The organism is Myxacorys sp. (assembly GCF_059501405.1).
This window is the reverse complement of record NZ_JCACCM010000136.1, coordinates 1-15,407: the sequence shown is the minus strand read 5'-3', so window position 1 is coordinate 15,407 and position 15,407 is coordinate 1. Positions and strand designations below refer to the sequence as shown.

At 47.4% G+C, this 15,407-nt stretch carries 18 protein-coding genes and 2 pseudogenes; 9 read left to right on the top strand and 11 right to left on the bottom strand.

Annotation, left to right across the window (positions count from 1 at the left end; genetic code table 11):
* Window positions 1-244: 244 nt before the first annotated feature.
* The 3 genes and pseudogenes from AC5I6P_RS18745 to AC5I6P_RS18735 form a co-directional block, all read right to left on the bottom strand.
* Window positions 245-844, bottom strand: coding sequence for a GNAT family N-acetyltransferase (locus AC5I6P_RS18745; protein WP_495695301.1), 600 nt, complete (start codon window positions 842-844; stop codon window positions 245-247).
* A gap of 122 nt (window positions 845-966) precedes the next feature.
* A pseudogene (locus tag AC5I6P_RS18740) lies at window positions 967-1,180 on the bottom strand (IS1 family transposase); the annotation flags it as partial.
* Window positions 1,181-1,277: 97 nt separating this feature from the next.
* Window positions 1,278-1,703, bottom strand: a complete 426-nt coding sequence (locus AC5I6P_RS18735; RefSeq protein ID WP_495695300.1) for an acyl-CoA thioesterase — start codon at window positions 1,701-1,703, stop codon at window positions 1,278-1,280.
* An 84-nt stretch (window positions 1,704-1,787) separates the two neighbouring features.
* Here AC5I6P_RS18735 and AC5I6P_RS18730 point away from each other — a divergent pair, with 84 nt between their 5' ends.
* The 3 genes from AC5I6P_RS18730 (at window position 1,788) to AC5I6P_RS18720 (ending at window position 3,607) form a co-directional block, all read left to right on the top strand.
* Window positions 1,788-2,165, top strand: coding sequence for a winged helix-turn-helix transcriptional regulator (locus AC5I6P_RS18730; RefSeq protein ID WP_495695299.1), 378 nt, complete (start codon window positions 1,788-1,790; stop codon window positions 2,163-2,165).
* 237 nt (window positions 2,166-2,402) lie between these two features.
* Window positions 2,403-2,990 carry an RNA polymerase sigma factor gene (locus tag AC5I6P_RS18725; protein ID WP_495695298.1) on the top strand — a complete coding sequence of 196 codons (588 nt, stop codon included), beginning with the start codon at window positions 2,403-2,405 and terminating at the stop codon, window positions 2,988-2,990.
* A gap of 5 nt (window positions 2,991-2,995) precedes the next feature.
* Entirely contained in the window at window positions 2,996-3,607 is a 612-nt protein-coding gene (locus AC5I6P_RS18720) for an LptA/OstA family protein (RefSeq protein ID WP_495695297.1), read from the top strand.
* A gap of 249 nt (window positions 3,608-3,856) precedes the next feature.
* Here the strand turns inward: AC5I6P_RS18720 and AC5I6P_RS18715 are convergent, their stop codons facing one another.
* The 7 genes and pseudogenes from AC5I6P_RS18715 to AC5I6P_RS18685 form a co-directional block, all read right to left on the bottom strand.
* Window positions 3,857-5,317 (bottom strand): serine hydrolase domain-containing protein, encoded by a 1,461-nt coding sequence (locus AC5I6P_RS18715; protein WP_495695296.1) that lies wholly within the window; start codon window positions 5,315-5,317, stop codon window positions 3,857-3,859.
* Window positions 5,318-5,463: 146 nt separating this feature from the next.
* Window positions 5,464-5,847 carry an SDR family NAD(P)-dependent oxidoreductase gene (locus AC5I6P_RS18710; RefSeq protein WP_495695302.1) on the bottom strand — a complete coding sequence of 128 codons (384 nt, stop codon included), beginning with the start codon at window positions 5,845-5,847 and terminating at the stop codon, window positions 5,464-5,466.
* Between the two features lie 65 nt (window positions 5,848-5,912).
* A pseudogene (locus AC5I6P_RS18705) lies at window positions 5,913-6,827 on the bottom strand (transposase).
* Between the two features lie 34 nt (window positions 6,828-6,861).
* Window positions 6,862-7,221 (bottom strand): SDR family NAD(P)-dependent oxidoreductase, encoded by a 360-nt coding sequence (locus tag AC5I6P_RS18700; RefSeq protein WP_495695295.1) that lies wholly within the window; start codon window positions 7,219-7,221, stop codon window positions 6,862-6,864.
* Between the two features lie 173 nt (window positions 7,222-7,394).
* Entirely contained in the window at window positions 7,395-7,613 is a 219-nt protein-coding gene (locus AC5I6P_RS18695) for a hypothetical protein (RefSeq protein ID WP_495695294.1), read from the bottom strand.
* 4 nt (window positions 7,614-7,617) lie between these two features.
* Window positions 7,618-8,250, bottom strand: coding sequence for a hypothetical protein (locus tag AC5I6P_RS18690; protein WP_495695293.1), 633 nt, complete (start codon window positions 8,248-8,250; stop codon window positions 7,618-7,620).
* 313 nt (window positions 8,251-8,563) lie between these two features.
* Window positions 8,564-8,824, bottom strand: coding sequence for a pentapeptide repeat-containing protein (locus tag AC5I6P_RS18685; RefSeq protein ID WP_495695292.1), 261 nt, complete (start codon window positions 8,822-8,824; stop codon window positions 8,564-8,566).
* A gap of 149 nt (window positions 8,825-8,973) precedes the next feature.
* Between AC5I6P_RS18685 and AC5I6P_RS18680 the strand changes: the two genes are divergently transcribed.
* Complete coding sequence (locus AC5I6P_RS18680; protein ID WP_495695291.1) at window positions 8,974-10,452, top strand: amidase; 1,479 nt, start codon at window positions 8,974-8,976, stop codon at window positions 10,450-10,452.
* Between the two features lie 4 nt (window positions 10,453-10,456).
* Here the strand turns inward: AC5I6P_RS18680 and AC5I6P_RS18675 are convergent, their stop codons facing one another.
* Window positions 10,457-10,762, bottom strand: a complete 306-nt coding sequence (locus tag AC5I6P_RS18675) for a hypothetical protein (RefSeq protein WP_495695290.1) — start codon at window positions 10,760-10,762, stop codon at window positions 10,457-10,459.
* 23 nt (window positions 10,763-10,785) lie between these two features.
* Here AC5I6P_RS18675 and AC5I6P_RS18670 point away from each other — a divergent pair, with 23 nt between their 5' ends.
* The 5 genes from AC5I6P_RS18670 to AC5I6P_RS18650 all read left to right on the top strand — a co-directional run bounded on the left by AC5I6P_RS18670 (window position 10,786) and on the right by AC5I6P_RS18650 (window position 15,366).
* The gene (locus AC5I6P_RS18670; RefSeq protein ID WP_495695289.1) at window positions 10,786-11,685 is read left to right on the top strand and encodes a helix-turn-helix domain-containing protein; all 900 of its coding nucleotides are present in this window, start codon (window positions 10,786-10,788) and stop codon (window positions 11,683-11,685) included.
* 127 nt (window positions 11,686-11,812) lie between these two features.
* Entirely contained in the window at window positions 11,813-13,321 is a 1,509-nt protein-coding gene (locus tag AC5I6P_RS18665; RefSeq protein WP_495695288.1) for an aldehyde dehydrogenase family protein, read from the top strand.
* A gap of 89 nt (window positions 13,322-13,410) precedes the next feature.
* On the top strand, window positions 13,411-14,322 hold the full coding sequence (locus AC5I6P_RS18660) for an SMP-30/gluconolactonase/LRE family protein (protein ID WP_495695287.1): 912 nt from the start codon (window positions 13,411-13,413) through the stop codon (window positions 14,320-14,322).
* A gap of 6 nt (window positions 14,323-14,328) precedes the next feature.
* Complete coding sequence (locus AC5I6P_RS18655; protein ID WP_495695286.1) at window positions 14,329-14,898, top strand: antibiotic biosynthesis monooxygenase; 570 nt, start codon at window positions 14,329-14,331, stop codon at window positions 14,896-14,898.
* A 21-nt stretch (window positions 14,899-14,919) separates the two neighbouring features.
* Window positions 14,920-15,366 carry an NADPH-dependent F420 reductase gene (locus AC5I6P_RS18650; RefSeq protein WP_495695285.1) on the top strand — a complete coding sequence of 149 codons (447 nt, stop codon included), beginning with the start codon at window positions 14,920-14,922 and terminating at the stop codon, window positions 15,364-15,366.
* Window positions 15,367-15,407: the final 41 nt, after the last annotated feature.

The following is a 15,407-nucleotide window of genomic DNA, read 5'->3' as shown; positions in this document are numbered from 1 at the left end:
GAGCGAGAATAACTATATGTCTTCTAGATTAAGCTATTGCCGATTAAGTCTATTAGCTTGCAAATTGAGCAAGGCGAGATTCTCGGCATTTTGAGAGATAACGGCGCGGGAAATCTGAAATACGTAGATTCGGAGAACTTGGACCATTTACAGTCGAGGGAACAATGCGAGTGCAGCAAACCGGACAAACGATCGAAATTTCAGTTCGGGGTAGTGCTGCGTGCCAGACCTAAAATCAGATGGGTTAGCGCAACTCGGATTTGAGTAATCCATACAAATAATCGTCGATCAATTTGCCATCACAGTAGACATGCTGACGCTGAATGCCTTCTAGCTTAAAGCCATTCTTCTCTAAGACTCGACGCGATCCCAAATTAAACTCAAATACTCGTGTCCAGAGACGATATAACTCCAGTTCTGCAAAAGCATAATGGATGAAGACCCGAACGGCTTCTGTCATAACTCCCTGTCCCCAATAGGAAACAGCAAGCCAGTAACCTAATTCAGCGACATGAGGATTCCGCTCGTCCATTTCACCAATGCCGATCGCCCCTACCATCTGTGCCTGCGAATCGCGAATTGTCAATAAGTGAAACTTTCTACATCGATCGGTAATATCCAAATAGCGTTGAATCCACTGGAGTGCTTGTTGTTTTGTGTAAGGGTAGGGAATATTTTCAGTGGTCTGATGAATGAGTGGGTTATTGAGGTGTTCGACACAGGCATCTGCATCTGATAGCTGTACATTTGATAATGAAAAGCTGTTTTCTAACGGCAATGTGATCATAGTTTGCAGTTCTGCTTTAGAGGCATGATTGACACTCCGTGCTATGGAGCAAGGCATCAATGGGATTGGTCTTGAATCGTAAGAAATCGTAGATGAGCCAGATTCGGTTTCTCAAGATAATTTACTTGTCCTGTCAGTGTCTTGAACGTTTTTGCACGAAAGCACATATTGCCTGGGGACCCACGTAAACTGCTGCCTTCACTATGCGCTTGTAGGACCACTCGAATCTCCTCTGAGATGATTTGACGACGATAGTGCAGCGTGTCGAATGTGTCAGTGAAACTCCGTCGGCGATCAGGACAACAATAACGTTGACTTCCTTTGCTTGTTTTCCCCAGGACGATGGGATTTAGGGTGGCTATAGAATGGGCATTCCATCACTCGTTCAAAAATGTTCATCTTGAGCCCCTGTTGTATAAACATACGTTAAGAACTTAGTTGCAAGGCTCATCCCCTCGCGCTCGCTAGGTCGATCAAGTTGTTGTGCTGCTTACGACACAAACTCTTGATACTTCTGCTTTAACCTTTCCGGCATACGGATCGGCTTGTTGTTTTGTAAATCAACAAAAATACCAACTTGTTCACCGAGGGCAGCGACCTTGCCATTAACCACAATTGCTGCACTAACAGTCCATCGTAGCGATTCAATCGCCTTCATCCACATCCTGCCGCTAGGAGCGTCAGAAAGCTTGATGGATTGCTTGTAATCGATCTTTGTCTGCATAATAACAGGCGCAATTCCATTCTTGAGCTGTTCGTCTAATGGGAAATAACAGGCTAACATTTCCAGACGTAGGTCTTCCAACCAACGAACATAAACGATATTGTTGACGATACCTGCAAAGTCAATATCGTAAGTTCTTACCGGTAGACAAATCTCAACCTCAAACGGTCGCTTCTGGGTTGCTGCGTCCATATGTAACTTTTAAGTTGCAAGTTAAAGTACAACTTAGCAGTCATAGCTTGTAAAATGCAAGTAATAAAGCTGATTGTATGAGCTATGCCCGAACCAAAACGTTCCCTCTGCCCTGTCGCTTGTACCTTGGACTTGATTGGCGATCGCTGGACGTTACTGGTCATCCGAGACATGATGTTCTTCGGAAAGCAGCGATTTGAAGAGTTTTTAGAATCTCCTGAAGGAATTTCGACTAATATCTTGGCAAACCGCCTCAAACTACTCGAAGAATTAGGCTTAGCAGAAAAGCAGCCTTACAGTAACCATGCTCGTCGAATGAATTATCATCTGACCGAAACAGGAAAAAGCCTACGTCCTGTGTTGAAAGTAATCACTGCTTGGGGATTAAAGCATATTGCTAATACACAAATTCCTCAAAGTCATTTGTTAGATACCAGTACCTCCAAAGCAACTGAGCCATAAATCTAGACAGACAAGCTTTCAAATACCATCCCACAGATAAAATAAGCGGCACAACGATCAAGCTCACTGGATATCGACAAACTTTGTATCTCAATCAATAACGTTGAAAATTCCAGTGCAGCGACTTGTTGGGCTGCTGACGCGATATGTGGGCAAAAACTTTTCAAGTCTAGGTTGTTACGAAATGATGGTTTTCTACGACGTACCTATAGAAGCTTACATCTGAGGAACGTATGAATGAATTTTCTCCCAGCTTGTCCGCGTCCCGACCAAAGACTCTCAGACCTCAAAATGCACTCAGATGAAGAATTGGCTCAGGAAGCGCGCTACAGATCGGAAGCTTTTGCAGAACTCTACCGACGAAATCTTAAAACGGTCTACCGCTATCATCTTTCACGAGTCGGTAACGTCCATGATGCCCAAGACTTGACTGCTCAAACTTTTTTGGCAGCCCAAGAAGTCATTGCTAGCTTTCGAGGGCAGGGTAAGTTCGCGGCTTGGTTGATGGGAATTGCCTCCCGAAAAACAGTTGATTACTTCCGTCGCCAACGGTCAACCTTGCCATTAGAGGAAGTGACTGAGATAGAAGACAATTCGCTCGCACCAGAAGAATTTGCCGCACAGCAGATGTCCTTGGAGCAAGTTGCTCAAGCCCTGAGCCATCTCACTGCTGATCGAGCAGAAGCGATTTCACTGCAAGTCTTCGGGGGATTGAGTATGACTGAAGTCGCGCAAGTCATGGGCAAAAGCGAGGCTGCGGTCAAAATGCTGGTTTGTCGCGCTCTGAAAGATCTTCGTAAACATCTAGAAACAACCTGTAAGTGAAGACCATGAACTCTAAACCGAATCAACCCAATGACCTTTCACAATCGGATGTAGATTTTCTCGTTAATTTGACTGATTTGGCGGAAACGATCGAACCCGACCTGAGTTTCAAGGTTCGCCTCGAAGCTGAACTATTGCAAGCCCACCCATCTAAACACAAGAGACACAATCTTATGAATTTTGCCTTTCCATGGTTGAATCGTCGTGTCTCTCTAGTCGCCTGCGCTTTGCTGGCGATTGTAGCAGCTTTCATTGTTCCAACCCTGACATCAGGACGATCGGCTGGATGGCTTGTAGCACTTTTCAACTCAACCATCGCTTCTCAGGCAAACGCTCAGACTATTGCTCAGGCGATCGAAACAGGACAAGTTACCTTGACCGCAGATGCTCAGAATTACAATGAAACGACCCAAGAAGTCAGGGCAATCGGCAATGCCTCTTTTGTCTATCCAGAAGCTCAAATTCAAGCTAATGCTGACGAAATTCAATATGTCCCAACAGCACGGCAGGTGTTTCTGCTAGGTAACGTTCAAATTTCACAGAGAGGAGAGAATCTGCGAGGGACGCGAGCGGCTTGCTCACTTGAACAGAAGCAGTGCAGTTTAACTCAGGAGTAAGTAGCCCATCTTCCATCGAGTCTCTCAGTGTAATGCACATCATCTCTGAGAGATTTATCTTTTCTTTTAGAATAGAAACTGCTTCGGACGCTTCACAATCAACTTATCAAGACTGAATCCACAGCCAACTGAAAGCAGCCCAACGGCAAAGGTGAGCGGCAGCAGATAATCCAGTACAATACCAAGATTTCAAAACTGTCCGCTCCACCGCAGTGTTGGGTTGCGCTTGTTGCATCATATTTGTATTTTTCACTCCTGCTTCTTTGCTCTTATTTGTGGATTCGCTTGTGGTCTTAAACTTGTAACACCTGCTTGGTTTAAGGTCATTGCCACAATTTTGCCTGTGTCGTCCTTTTCAAAGGAAATACTCGTATTCAAGGCTTTAGCAAAGAATTCTAGCTCTGATGTGGGGAAGAACTGTAACGGCGGTTGTTGCCCACAGTGTAGGAACACATTTCCATCCTGACTGATTACTTTGAATGGCAATCCAGATTTTGTTAGGTATAACCCTGAGTAAAGATCGGCTTGTGACAGGATGATTGGTTTTTCTTTCGGAAACACGTCAGGCCAGTTATATTCCAGGGCAAGCGATCTCATGACTTCCTGCATTAGCTCAATTTCTTCCGAGTTGAGCATGACAACAGCCCCTTTTCCAAGATGAGTATAAATACGCATCAACGATACAAAACCTTTATTCTTACCACTATGGAAAAAGTAGAATCCATTGCCAATTCCACCCCCCGCAAAGAATCCTAATCCTACAAATAATCCTTTTCCTAACCCCACAAATGATTCATCCGCTTCTTGGGTTTGCTCTGGCTGCTGGGGACGCAGCATATCTTCTACCGTTTCTTGACTCCAAACGGCGGGAGTTAATCCACGCAATACTCGCATGAGTTCAACTCCGACTTTGGCTAAATCTGATGGAGTTGTCCACAGACCTGCTGCTGCCATCTCAGGATAAACGTGATGCTTGCCTGCAAGTGGGACACCAGATAATGAGTGAGCTGTTGCTGTCTTTGTCAACCAATCGTTTGGGAGCGGCTGTTGATAGGTGCTATTGGTCATGCCCAACGGGTATAATACCAATTCGCGCATGATTTCTGGAAAGGGTTTACCTAATACATCAACCAATACCTGTTGAGCAATAGTTGTGCCGCCGCCTGAATAGCGATGATGTACTCCAGGAATGATATTGACCTCCACTTTATCGGTATTGGCAGGAGGTTCGCCATTGAGAATTTGAGCTGTAGTTGGTAATGGCTCTGAGTTTCGATAGCCAGGAAAGCCATGTACAGTTAAGCCAGCAGTATGACTCAATAACTGGCGCAGCGTTATCCGGGGTTGCCAATTTGAGATCGCAGGCACACGCCATGAGGTGAGATAATTGTGGACATCCTCATCAAGATTAAGTCGCCCATTTTGCACAAGACGCATGACCGCTAAAGCGAAAACAGGTTTGCTGATTGAGGCGGCTTGAAACAATGTGTCTGGTGTAACTTCACGAGTTGTTCCAGCTTCACACACCCCAAATCCACGCGCCCATTCAATGTCAAAATCATTAATGACCGCAATACTGAGACCGGGTGTTTGGTAATGTGCCAATCGCTCATAGAGAGTTTTCGGTGAGCCGAATTTTCCTTCTAGGGCTGTTGCTGGTAAAACATGATTGATGACACGCTCAATCTGTTGCTCGACAGATTGCAGCATTGGCTTACCCCTCTTCCCTGTTCTGGGCTTGTCAGTGCTATTCAAGTCTACTGAAACTTAAAACCCTGCCGACGACTCCAAATACTGCCTCCGATAACCTTGATACGGTCGGTGTGCAAGCGATTGTGAGGCATGAATCTCGCTTACTAGGTGAGATTTAGCCCTCCGTCTGAAATTATGATCTCTCCCGTAAGATAGTGACTTGCAACAATCATAGAAGCGATCTGCGCGATCTCCTCTGGTTGTGCTCCCCGTCCCATCGGAGATCGCTCCTTCCAAAGTTTTTGTGCCGCTGTCCAATCTTTACTCATAGGAGTATCAACCAAACCCGGCGCGATCGCATTCACACGAATCTGTGGTGCTAGACTCATTGCAAGCAGCTTTGTCATGTGATTCAGAGCAGCTTTGGTCGCAGAGTATGGAATTGAAGCTCCTTTCGGGCGAATACCTGCATGAGAGCTAATGTTAAGAATACAACTAGGACATTCGCTCCTGGATGACTGGCGTAGTGCACTCTCAGCCTCTGCAATCAGTAAACCTTATCGGAAATAAGAGGGATAGGAAATGAAGTTGAAGTCCTCCAGCGGAACTTCATTTAAGCAACTTTGACTGGACGGTGACTTAACCGAAAATTATGCAATCCACACGCCGTTTCCATCACATCATTCAGATAGTGCTCCTTGCGATTTCTAAATTTCTGCATCACAATTTGAGACCGCTTAATCCCACCAATGTGATGCTCCACCTTGACCCGTTCCTTTGATATCTCTCGATTGCGTTGTTTGTCGCTGTCGCTGAGTTCTCGCTTCGGCGGTTTCTTCTTCGGTTGCAACACCGTCACGCCTGCGGGCGCAAACCCCTGAAATCCAGTGTCTTACCACACCTTGCTGCCCGTTGGAAATGCATACCCCTCGTCGTCCGCAATGGCTTTGTCATGCTTCTTGCCTTCGTAAGTGCTGCTTAAATATTTCACCTTTCCTCGCCGCTCTGTAATCACATTATTTTTCACCGTATGCGCTTTCTTCTTGCCGCTGTAGTACTTTTTTCGTCCCACCTTATCCTTCGGGCGGTTGATGGGCCGTTCTGTGCCATCAAGCATGAACTCCAACGCAGAACACTCGTTCAAAATCGCTTCGAGAGTGTGGGCATCTCGTTCTGGCAACTGTTGCTCACACCCCAACCCTTGATTCAGCACTCCACTCAGCTTATGCACCCACTCGTTCGCCTGCGGTTGTCCCATCCCGAACAAATACCCTTGCACTTCCTGCGTCGGATACAACCGGAAGTACACCAAGATAAACAACAATTTGTCACAATGCTCTTTCAACCGCGCACTGCGTCCGCCTCCATAGCTGCGTTGCCGTCTCTTGCCTTGAATATGATGTTTCTCCACATACGCCTGCCATGCCTTCTCGAACGACGGCAACAGTTGTTCAGATTCCCTCACGCTTAATCCGGTCAAACTCCGAAAGATGCGCGGCTTAGGTTTGAGAGTGAAGTAAGACAACATGACAATGATTGGAGCAACTTCGGTTTTTTGCTGTTTAGCCTAGCTTATTTCCGATAAAGTTTAGTGTCCAAGGTGCTATGACATTGACCTCATACAAACTGCGCCAGATCTCGGGTGATGCTTCCTTTAGAGATGTATGTGGAATCGTGGCACTAATACCCGCATTATTGACCAATACATCCAACCGACCGTGATGCGACAACACTTCGGCAATTAGAATACGAGACTGGCTTTGGTCAGACAGATCAGCCTGAAAATAAGATGAGCCAGAATGTGCTTCTGCTAATGACTGTCCAACCAACACTGAAGACCTGGAATGAAAAGCAACAGTAAATCCCTCTTCAGCAAGTCGCTTTGCGATCGCCATTCCGATCCCAGATGTTGAACCAGTCACAGGGCAACTCTCTTTCCATCTCTATCTTCAATCACAATCTTACTCTTCTCATTTTCCTTAAATCTAATTCTGCCTAACGGTTCGGGTTAGCAGTTGCCAAGGTCTTTGCTCCTCACCCAAGCGGCTTCAGTCAATTCGCTGCACCTGAACTGTTAGCTGGAATTCTTCGCCGATTACTCGTTTACTTGCCACGGTTGCTGCCTCCACCCTAATTTCTGTTTAGCTGAGGAAGTGTTTGCTTGAGGCATATGGATCTCGACAAGTTGTACAGTTTCTTGAACTAATGCTTTAAGTTCATGAACGGCTACACGGGCTTCGAAGCGAAACAAATCTTCGAGACGAGCGGCAAGATTTTCAGGCGCAATCTCCATTTGCTCAATAAATTTGCTCATTCGCTTAAGCTGAAATGTTGTATAAGCGATTCAAGCCAGATAAAACACCTAGAATATTTTGAGCAGATTCGACGAGAACTTGGTAATACCAGAGCGTTGTATCTCGTCTAGCAAGCTTTTCCTGCATTCCCCAAATTGCGAAAAACGTGAGGTAGTGCTCAACCATCTTTTGTGCAAGTCCATCCGGATAATTTGAAATTTTAGCCTTCCACTGCTGAATTAATGGTGCGCCGTACAACGGGATTCCAATCAGTGTGCCTGACATTGCTTTCATCATTGGAGACAGATCAAATTCCTCCAAGATGGTTGAAATTTCCTTTTCCCAGTTTGCGATCACCTCATGACCAATCTGAAACTCAACCCCCTTTACAAGGTAACTTTCAGCAAATGAACCCTCTTGTAAACTACCTAGAGTCCACAGTGGTTCAGAACCCTGATTCTGCTGCTGTGTTAGATGCAGCTCTGCTTCAGACGGTAACTCATCGTAATAGAAGCATATTTCGCAATCAGAATATTCATCACATAGCCCTTCTGCGACTGATCCTGTAATCATTGCAGCTTTCGTTTTCGGATTAGCGATATAAGCTTCAGCATTACGTTTCGCTAATTTCAACAAATATTGATTTTGATTCGTCATAGATTAGTGCGACTTGGATAAAGGTACATATCCATAATGCAGCACCAATTTTTCCAGCTAACGTTGCCCATCACTCGTCACAGCTAGCCTCTCACTTCCAACAAATAACTTCTCGGCGGTCGGCGTGCATAGGCCTTGTTATGTCGATTGCAACGACGCTAAGATATGCTCAATACCCCAAGAATCATATGCATTAAAGTCCACGCCAGCTAGATCTCATGTAGTTTTAACATAGATAGCTCCTGGAACTTCTGAAACATCTAAATCCATGGGTTTTTGATGTTCTTGGTAAAGAAGATAGTACCTATGAAACTTACACTGGTAATCGTAGCCTGTTCTGTTTCAAGCAGGAATCTAGGCTCACCCAACAAAATGGGATTACTGAAATCTGCATTTGTAGATTAGGATTCCAAAAACCTGGATCAATAATAGCTTTATGAAAGTTAGTTCCAGTGAAATCAGAACCGGAGAAATCAGTCTCACTAATCCAAGTATGGCTGAAGTTAGCGCGTCTCATATTGCACCCTGTCATGATGAATTGTGAGAATTTCGAACCGGTATAATCTGCTTCCATGAAAATGAAGATTCAAAAATTTCAGTAGTTTTTATCATGATTTAGACCGGTTTTTGGCTCATAGCTAACTTCGAGTTCAATTAACTCATTGATAGGAGTTAGTCTTAAAGAGTTAGTACTACCCTTTGGAATTGAATGGTGTAGTAGCCATGAACGATTTAGTCTTTCTGTCAGCCTGTCAGCTTGCTCAAATGATCCGGGATCGCTCCGTTTCTGCGGTCGAAGTGGTAGAAGCTCACTTGGCTCATATTGCTGCTCATAATTCCAAGCTCAACGCGATTATCACATTCAATGAGCAGCAGGCTCATGCTCGAGCAAAAGTTGCTGATGAGGCGTTATCCCGGGGTGAAGCTTGGGGTCCATTACATGGCGTGCCGATCACTATCAAGGACACCTTTGAAACCGCAGGAATTCGCACCACTGCGGGCTACAAGAAATTGGCGAATTATGTTCCCCAGCAGGATGCGACAGCTGTAGGTCGATTGCATCAGTCCGGAGCCATTCTCCTCGGCAAAACGAATCCAGCAGAATTAGCATCAGATTATCAGGGCATCAATTCTTTATTCGATCGTGTGAATAATCCTTGGAACCTGAACCATACTGCTGGCGGTAGCTCCAGTGGTGGTGGGGCGGCAATCGCTGCCGGATTTTCTCCGTTAGATTTAGGCTCAGACTTTGGTGGTTCAATTCGTCATCCGGCTCACTGTTGCGGAGTTTATGGGTTGAAACCGACGGATCGCCGGGTTTCGACAGCCGGACACATTCCCGAAATACCGGGGCGATCGCATTCTATCCGGCATATGTTGACGACAGGATTAATGGCTCGTAGCATCGACGACTTGCATTTAGGATTGTCACTGATTGCAGGAGCCGACCCACGTCAGCCAGAAGTTCCACCTGTGCCACTGGATACACCAATGGGTGAACCATTACAAACAAGGCGCATTGCCTGGACAGCGAGTTTTGGTGGTGTTCCGGTTACGCAAGAGATTCAAACAGCGATCGCGCAGTTTGTCGGTCAATTAATGCAAGCAGGTTGTCAGGTGGAGCAAGTGGCTCCCTCGTCATTTGATTTTGATGTTGCCTGGGAAACCTATGGTGAGCTTGCGATGCCGCAACTCGCTCTAGCTGAACCGTTGTGGACACGATCATTCATCCAACGAAGTTTGAGAATCTTGCAGGAGCGTGGCAAAATTTCGCCTCAGTTTCGAGATCATGCTCTGGAGTGGGGTTTGTTGCGGGGAATGAGATCGAACTTGAAGCAGTACATGGCAACCTTAACGCGACGTGATCGCTTAATGGCTCAAATGGATCAGTTCTTTGCCGATTGGGATGTCTGGCTTTGCCCCGTTTCCACGGCCCCGGCATTTCCCCATTGTCCACCGGGAAGTGCGATCGCTGTCGATGAGATGAGACTGCCCTATACTTTGGGCTGTGGTGCCTATACAACGTTGTTTAACCTCACTGGAAATCCAGTTGTTGTCATTCCGATAGCCCAGTCTCAGACCGGGTTACCGATTGGTGTGCAGCTTGTGGGTAGGCGTTGGCGGGACATGGAATTGTTAGCCGTGGCTCAACAACTGACAGAAATAACCGGGGGGTTGCCACATCCATCCCATTATCAGTAGGAAGTCAGTGGCCACATTCGATTTGAATCGACCATCCTTCTGCATAGAGCGATTCAACGGTTCTAGGATTATGTCTCCGACGAATTTCACCAAACTGAATCTCATCTGTTAAGGTTACACGCCCTTCTGACGTGATTGCATACACTCCTGTCTCGTAACATTCTGCAATCGCCAGCATCATATTCGTCAGGCTGGTGAACACGAAGCTGACTGAATCATCACACCCAATGTGAAAAACAGGAGTCGTAGAATTAATGCGATCGCTGAATAGGCAGAGATGCTCCTGAAGTTGATTCTGATATATTCTCAACTATCAGCTCTGCTATATAAACAATGTCAGAACTAAAGCCCTTAACAGTAGAAGTTGCTCAAGAAGAAAACATTTTGCAGGTTTTGGCTCGTCCACCGCTAAGATCGAGTCAGCCTTTGCAATGGCAAGGCATCTATGTGCAACAGCACCACCAACCTGCTTGGGAAACGCCTGAGTATCGCTATACGCAGCATATGATTTTAGTTCATCACTCTGAGCAGTTAGTGCAAGTGGAGCGGGTGTTGGACGGACGCAGACAGCGAGAGCAATTGGGAGATGGAAATATTGTCATCGTTCCGGCAACGGTGGCGCATCAAGTCAGTTGGAACCAGGAAAATACCTTTACGCTCTTGTTTTTGGAACCCAATCACCTCGCTCAGGTGGCGCACGAAACTGTGAATAGCGATCGCGTTGAACTGATCCCACAGTTTTCCAGTCTCGATCCGCTAATTGATCAACTGGGGCAGGCATTGCGGTCCGAAATGGAATCGCAGGGATCAGGTAGCCGACTTTTTGTCGATTCGTTAACGACAGCACTTTCTATCCATCTACTGAGACACTATACGGTACGGCAGCAACCTCTGCAAACCCATTCGGGTGGACTGCCGCATCGCAAATTACAGCAAGCGATTAACTATATTCAGGCGTATTTAGCTCAGGATTTAAGTTTAGAGGAGATCGCTAGTACGGTCGAGATGAGCCGATACTACTTTGCTCGCTTGTTTAAACAATCAATGGGGATTTCGCCCTATCAGTATGTTTTGCAACAGCGAGTCGAACAGGCAAAAGCATTGCTGAGGAGCAGTTCATTGTCGATCGCTGAAATTGCCCATCACGTTGGTTTTGCCGATCAGAGTCAGTTGACAGTCCAGTTTCGCAAATTTACAGGGACGACTCCTCTCGACTACCGCAAGCAGCTTTGATTTGGGTAGCTGAGCAAGATTTCCACAAATTTCGCAAGAATTACGGATCAAACTTAAACAACCCTTTTGTATGGCTTGGGCAGCCGTAAGTTGCTGTTACAGTCTCCAAAGGTTTTAGGAGATGCCGATGGTTATTTGTGAATCAGCGCGATTTGAGCCAACTGGTAAATCACCACGTCCCAACTTCCCCGTTACACTCACTCAGCTTTATATCAACGGCGAATGGCGTGATTCCACCAGCGGTAAAACCTTCTCCGCGATCGACCCTACTACAGAGGCAGAAATTGCCCAGGTTGCAGAAGGCACCCTTGAAGATGTCGAGGCAGCCGTTCAAGCCGCCAACGCGGCCTTTGAGACAGGAACATGGAGCCAGTTGAGCGGACACGATCGCGGCGAGATTTTGTGGAAAGTCGGCGATCTGTTCCGCAAATACGGCGAGGAACTTGCGTTTCTGCAAGCCAAAGAAATGGGGCGACTGTTCACCGATTCCATGACGGTGGATATCCCTCACCTTGCCAATATGTTTCACTACTATGCAGGCTGGGCAAGCAAAATTGAAGGATCGGTCAAACAAACCACCCAAGGGCTGCACACCTATACCTTGCGTGAACCGCTGGGCGTGGTTGCAGCCATTACCCCCTTCAACTTTCCGCTGATTCTCTCGATCAGCAAGTTTGCCCCTGCACTCGCGACTGGCAACACGATTATTCATAAACCTGCTTCCGCAACCCCGCTTTCCGCTTTGAAAGTCGCTCAAATCATGGAAGAAGCGGGTGTGCCACCCGGTGTGTTCAATGTGGTGATGGGACCCGGTGGAACAGTTGGTAATGCCTTGTCTACCCATCCTGGCATTGAGAAAGTGGCAATCACGGGCTCAACGGCTAGTGGTATCCGCGTGATCAAAGACTCTGCCGATACGTTGAAGCACCTGACAATGGAATTGGGTGGCAAGAGTGCCAACATCATCTTTGCCGATGCCGATCTGGATGCGGCAACGCAAACGGCCTATGACGGGATGTTCTACAACAAAGGCGAAATCTGCTACGCCGGGTCGCGGATGCTAGTGGAACGATCGATCTATGACGAAGTGGTCGATCGCGTTCGGCAACGGGCATTAATCACCAAACCTGGCGATCCGCTCGACCCAAGTAGTGAGATGGGACCGATCGCCAACAAAAGCGAATACGACAAAGTTCTCGGCTACATGAGCATTGGGCAGAAAGATGGGGCGCGACTGGTCGCAGGTGGCAAAGCAGCAGATATCGGGACGGGCAAGGGCTATTTTGTCGAGCCGACTGTATTTGCAGACGTGAATAGCGAGATGACGATCGCCCGTGAAGAAAGCTTTGGTCCGATTCTCTCCATTATCCCATTTGACGATTTTGAGGACGCAATTCGCATTGCCAACAGCAACCAATACGGACTCGCATCGGGGGTGCATACCCGCGACATTAAGAAAGCCCACAAAGCCGTCGCCAAACTCAAAGCAGGCACAGTTTGGGTCAATACTTACGGTCAATTTGACCCGTCGGGACCGTTTGGCGGCTACAAGATGAGCGGCTACGGGCGTGAGCAAGGCTGGGAAGCTCTGGAGTTTTATCTACAAACCAAGACAGTGTGGGTTGACCTGTCCTAGAAGTCAAGGGAGAATTTGACGTAAATTTAACCCAGCATGCGATCTCGCTTCTGACCTACAAGAATCTGGCTAATCTTAAAGGAGTATCAATGCCCCCGTCTCAATTACCACCTCTGTTTAGTGCGGCACCGATCGCTCTCGTTCCGGCGCAAACTGTTGCAGAATTTCCGGGCAACACCTTTCTAGAAAGCATCGTTGCCAGCCCTGATCAAACGCTGTTCATCACCGATCACTACAGCGGCAAAGTGATTCGCATTGATGCAGCAGGCGTTGTGAATACTCATGCGATCGTGGCGGGCAAAGCAGCGGGACTTGCCTTTGCCGCCGACGGTAGCCTTTTGCTAACGGGTTGGGATGATCAGAATACACCAGTCGTTTGGCGGGTTTCTTTAGAAGGAACTGTGGATGTTCTAGCCGCTCTACCCGATGCCGTGTTTCTCAATGGTTTGACGGCTCTATCAGATTCGCTTTATTTGATTGCTGACTCCTACCGAGGGGCAATCTGGGAATTAGATACGGCTCAGGGCAGTGCGCGAATTTGGCTAGAACATCCGCTTTTGGCACAGGCAACCCCTGAAAATCCTACTCCGGCTGTGAACGGACTGAAGATCTTTAATCAGGTTTTGTACGCCTCCAACACACAGAACGCGCAAATTGTGCGAATTCCAATCCAAGCAGGTCAACCCGGTGAACCGGAAGTTTTTGTGCAAAACGCCAATATTGACGATTTTGCCTTCGATCGCGCGGGCAATCTCTACGGCACCACGCATGTCTTCAACAGCCTGGTGAGGATTGCTCCAGATGGCAGCATTACGACCCTGGCGCAAGCAGAGCAGGGAATGGTCGGGACAACAGCCGTTGCCTTTGGGCGATCGTCCACCGACCTCACGCATCTCTACGTCACCACCAATGGCGGCATGTCATTTCCGCCGCCGACTGGAATTGAATCCGCTAAAGTGGTGCGGCTAGAGGTCAGTGCTGAAGGATTACCCTTACTCTAAATTTCTATGGATGCTACTGATCAAGGCGCTGATCCCCCTGTCACGATCGATGTGCTTCAGAAAATTAAACCGGGTTGCGAGGCAGAGTTTGAGAGAGTGCTGTCTGATCTAACCGAAGCTGCCAAGGCGTTTGAAGGACATTTAGGGGCAAATATTTTTCGTCCGTCCGATCGCACCAATCCAGAATATCGGATTGTCTTCAAGTTCGATCACCTGAGCAATTTACGGCAGTGGGAAGAATCGGCAATTCGACGCAAACTGCTGGATCGAGCCAAACAGTTAACTGTGGGCGAGGGCAAGTGGCAGACACTGACGGGACTGGAGACTTGGTTTACGCTGTCAACCCAGCGATCGATCGTCCCACCCCCCCGATACAAAATGCTAGTGATCACCTGTTTGGCAGCGTTTCCAACGATTAACCTGATTAATTTGCTTTTACAGCCATTCAATTTTTTACCGCCTCTGCTTCGCACTTTGATTGCAACGATCGTGCTGCTGTCATTAATGACTTACGTGGTGATGCCGCGCATGACAAAGCTGTTTGCAGGCTGGCTCTACCCCAAATCCAAACGTTGATAAGGCACGAGGAACAATTGTATGAAGATTGGCATTATTGGCGCGGGCAGTATGGGCAGTGGCTTAGGCAAATTCTGGGCCCAGAAGGGACACCAACTGATGTTCAGCTATTCCCGTGATGCTACCAAGTTGCAGAAAGTTGCCGAGGCCATCGGTAGTAACGCCACTATTGGTACACCCACTGAAGCCGTACAGTTTGCGGATGTGGTGTTGCTGTCTGTACCGTATGGGGTAATACAAGATGCTCTGCAAGCAGCGGGTTCCTTGGACGGCAAGATTCTGTTTAGCTGCGTCAATGCGCTTTTACCCGATATGAGCGGTATGGCAGCCGGCACAACCACCTCAGCCGCCGAAGAAATTGCTAAACTCGCTCCCGGTGCGCGAGTCGTCGAGGCATTGCCGCTGTTTGCAGAGGTGCTAAATTCTCCGTCTCAGCGCTTTGGCGACCAGATTGCGGTCGTGTTCTAGACATGGGGACGAGGATCAGGGAGAATAGGACGACTTGAACC

Excerpts from the sequence above, each read along its gene's own strand:
- AC5I6P_RS18685 (WP_495695292.1), bottom strand. The coding sequence starts at position 8,824 with ATGGAAGCAGATTATACCGGTTCGAAATTCTCACAATTCATCATGACA.
- AC5I6P_RS18670 (WP_495695289.1), top strand. The coding sequence starts at position 10,786 with ATGTCAGAACTAAAGCCCTTAACAGTAGAAGTTGCTCAAGAAGAAAAC.
- AC5I6P_RS18660 (WP_495695287.1), top strand. The coding sequence starts at position 13,411 with ATGCCCCCGTCTCAATTACCACCTCTGTTTAGTGCGGCACCGATCGCT.
- AC5I6P_RS18745 (WP_495695301.1), bottom strand. The coding sequence starts at position 844 with ATGCCTTGCTCCATAGCACGGAGTGTCAATCATGCCTCTAAAGCAGAA.
- AC5I6P_RS18715 (WP_495695296.1), bottom strand. The coding sequence starts at position 5,317 with ATGCTGCAATCTGTCGAGCAACAGATTGAGCGTGTCATCAATCATGTT.
- AC5I6P_RS18680 (WP_495695291.1), top strand. The coding sequence starts at position 8,974 with ATGAACGATTTAGTCTTTCTGTCAGCCTGTCAGCTTGCTCAAATGATC.
- AC5I6P_RS18665 (WP_495695288.1), top strand. The coding sequence starts at position 11,813 with ATGGTTATTTGTGAATCAGCGCGATTTGAGCCAACTGGTAAATCACCA.
- AC5I6P_RS18725 (WP_495695298.1), top strand. The coding sequence starts at position 2,403 with ATGAATTTTCTCCCAGCTTGTCCGCGTCCCGACCAAAGACTCTCAGAC.
- AC5I6P_RS18655 (WP_495695286.1), top strand. The coding sequence starts at position 14,329 with ATGGATGCTACTGATCAAGGCGCTGATCCCCCTGTCACGATCGATGTG.
- AC5I6P_RS18690 (WP_495695293.1), bottom strand. The coding sequence starts at position 8,250 with ATGACGAATCAAAATCAATATTTGTTGAAATTAGCGAAACGTAATGCT.
- AC5I6P_RS18735 (WP_495695300.1), bottom strand. The coding sequence starts at position 1,703 with ATGGACGCAGCAACCCAGAAGCGACCGTTTGAGGTTGAGATTTGTCTA.
- AC5I6P_RS18730 (WP_495695299.1), top strand. The coding sequence starts at position 1,788 with ATGCCCGAACCAAAACGTTCCCTCTGCCCTGTCGCTTGTACCTTGGAC.
- AC5I6P_RS18720 (WP_495695297.1), top strand. The coding sequence starts at position 2,996 with ATGAACTCTAAACCGAATCAACCCAATGACCTTTCACAATCGGATGTA.
- AC5I6P_RS18695 (WP_495695294.1), bottom strand. The coding sequence starts at position 7,613 with ATGAGCAAATTTATTGAGCAAATGGAGATTGCGCCTGAAAATCTTGCC.
- AC5I6P_RS18650 (WP_495695285.1), top strand. The coding sequence starts at position 14,920 with ATGAAGATTGGCATTATTGGCGCGGGCAGTATGGGCAGTGGCTTAGGC.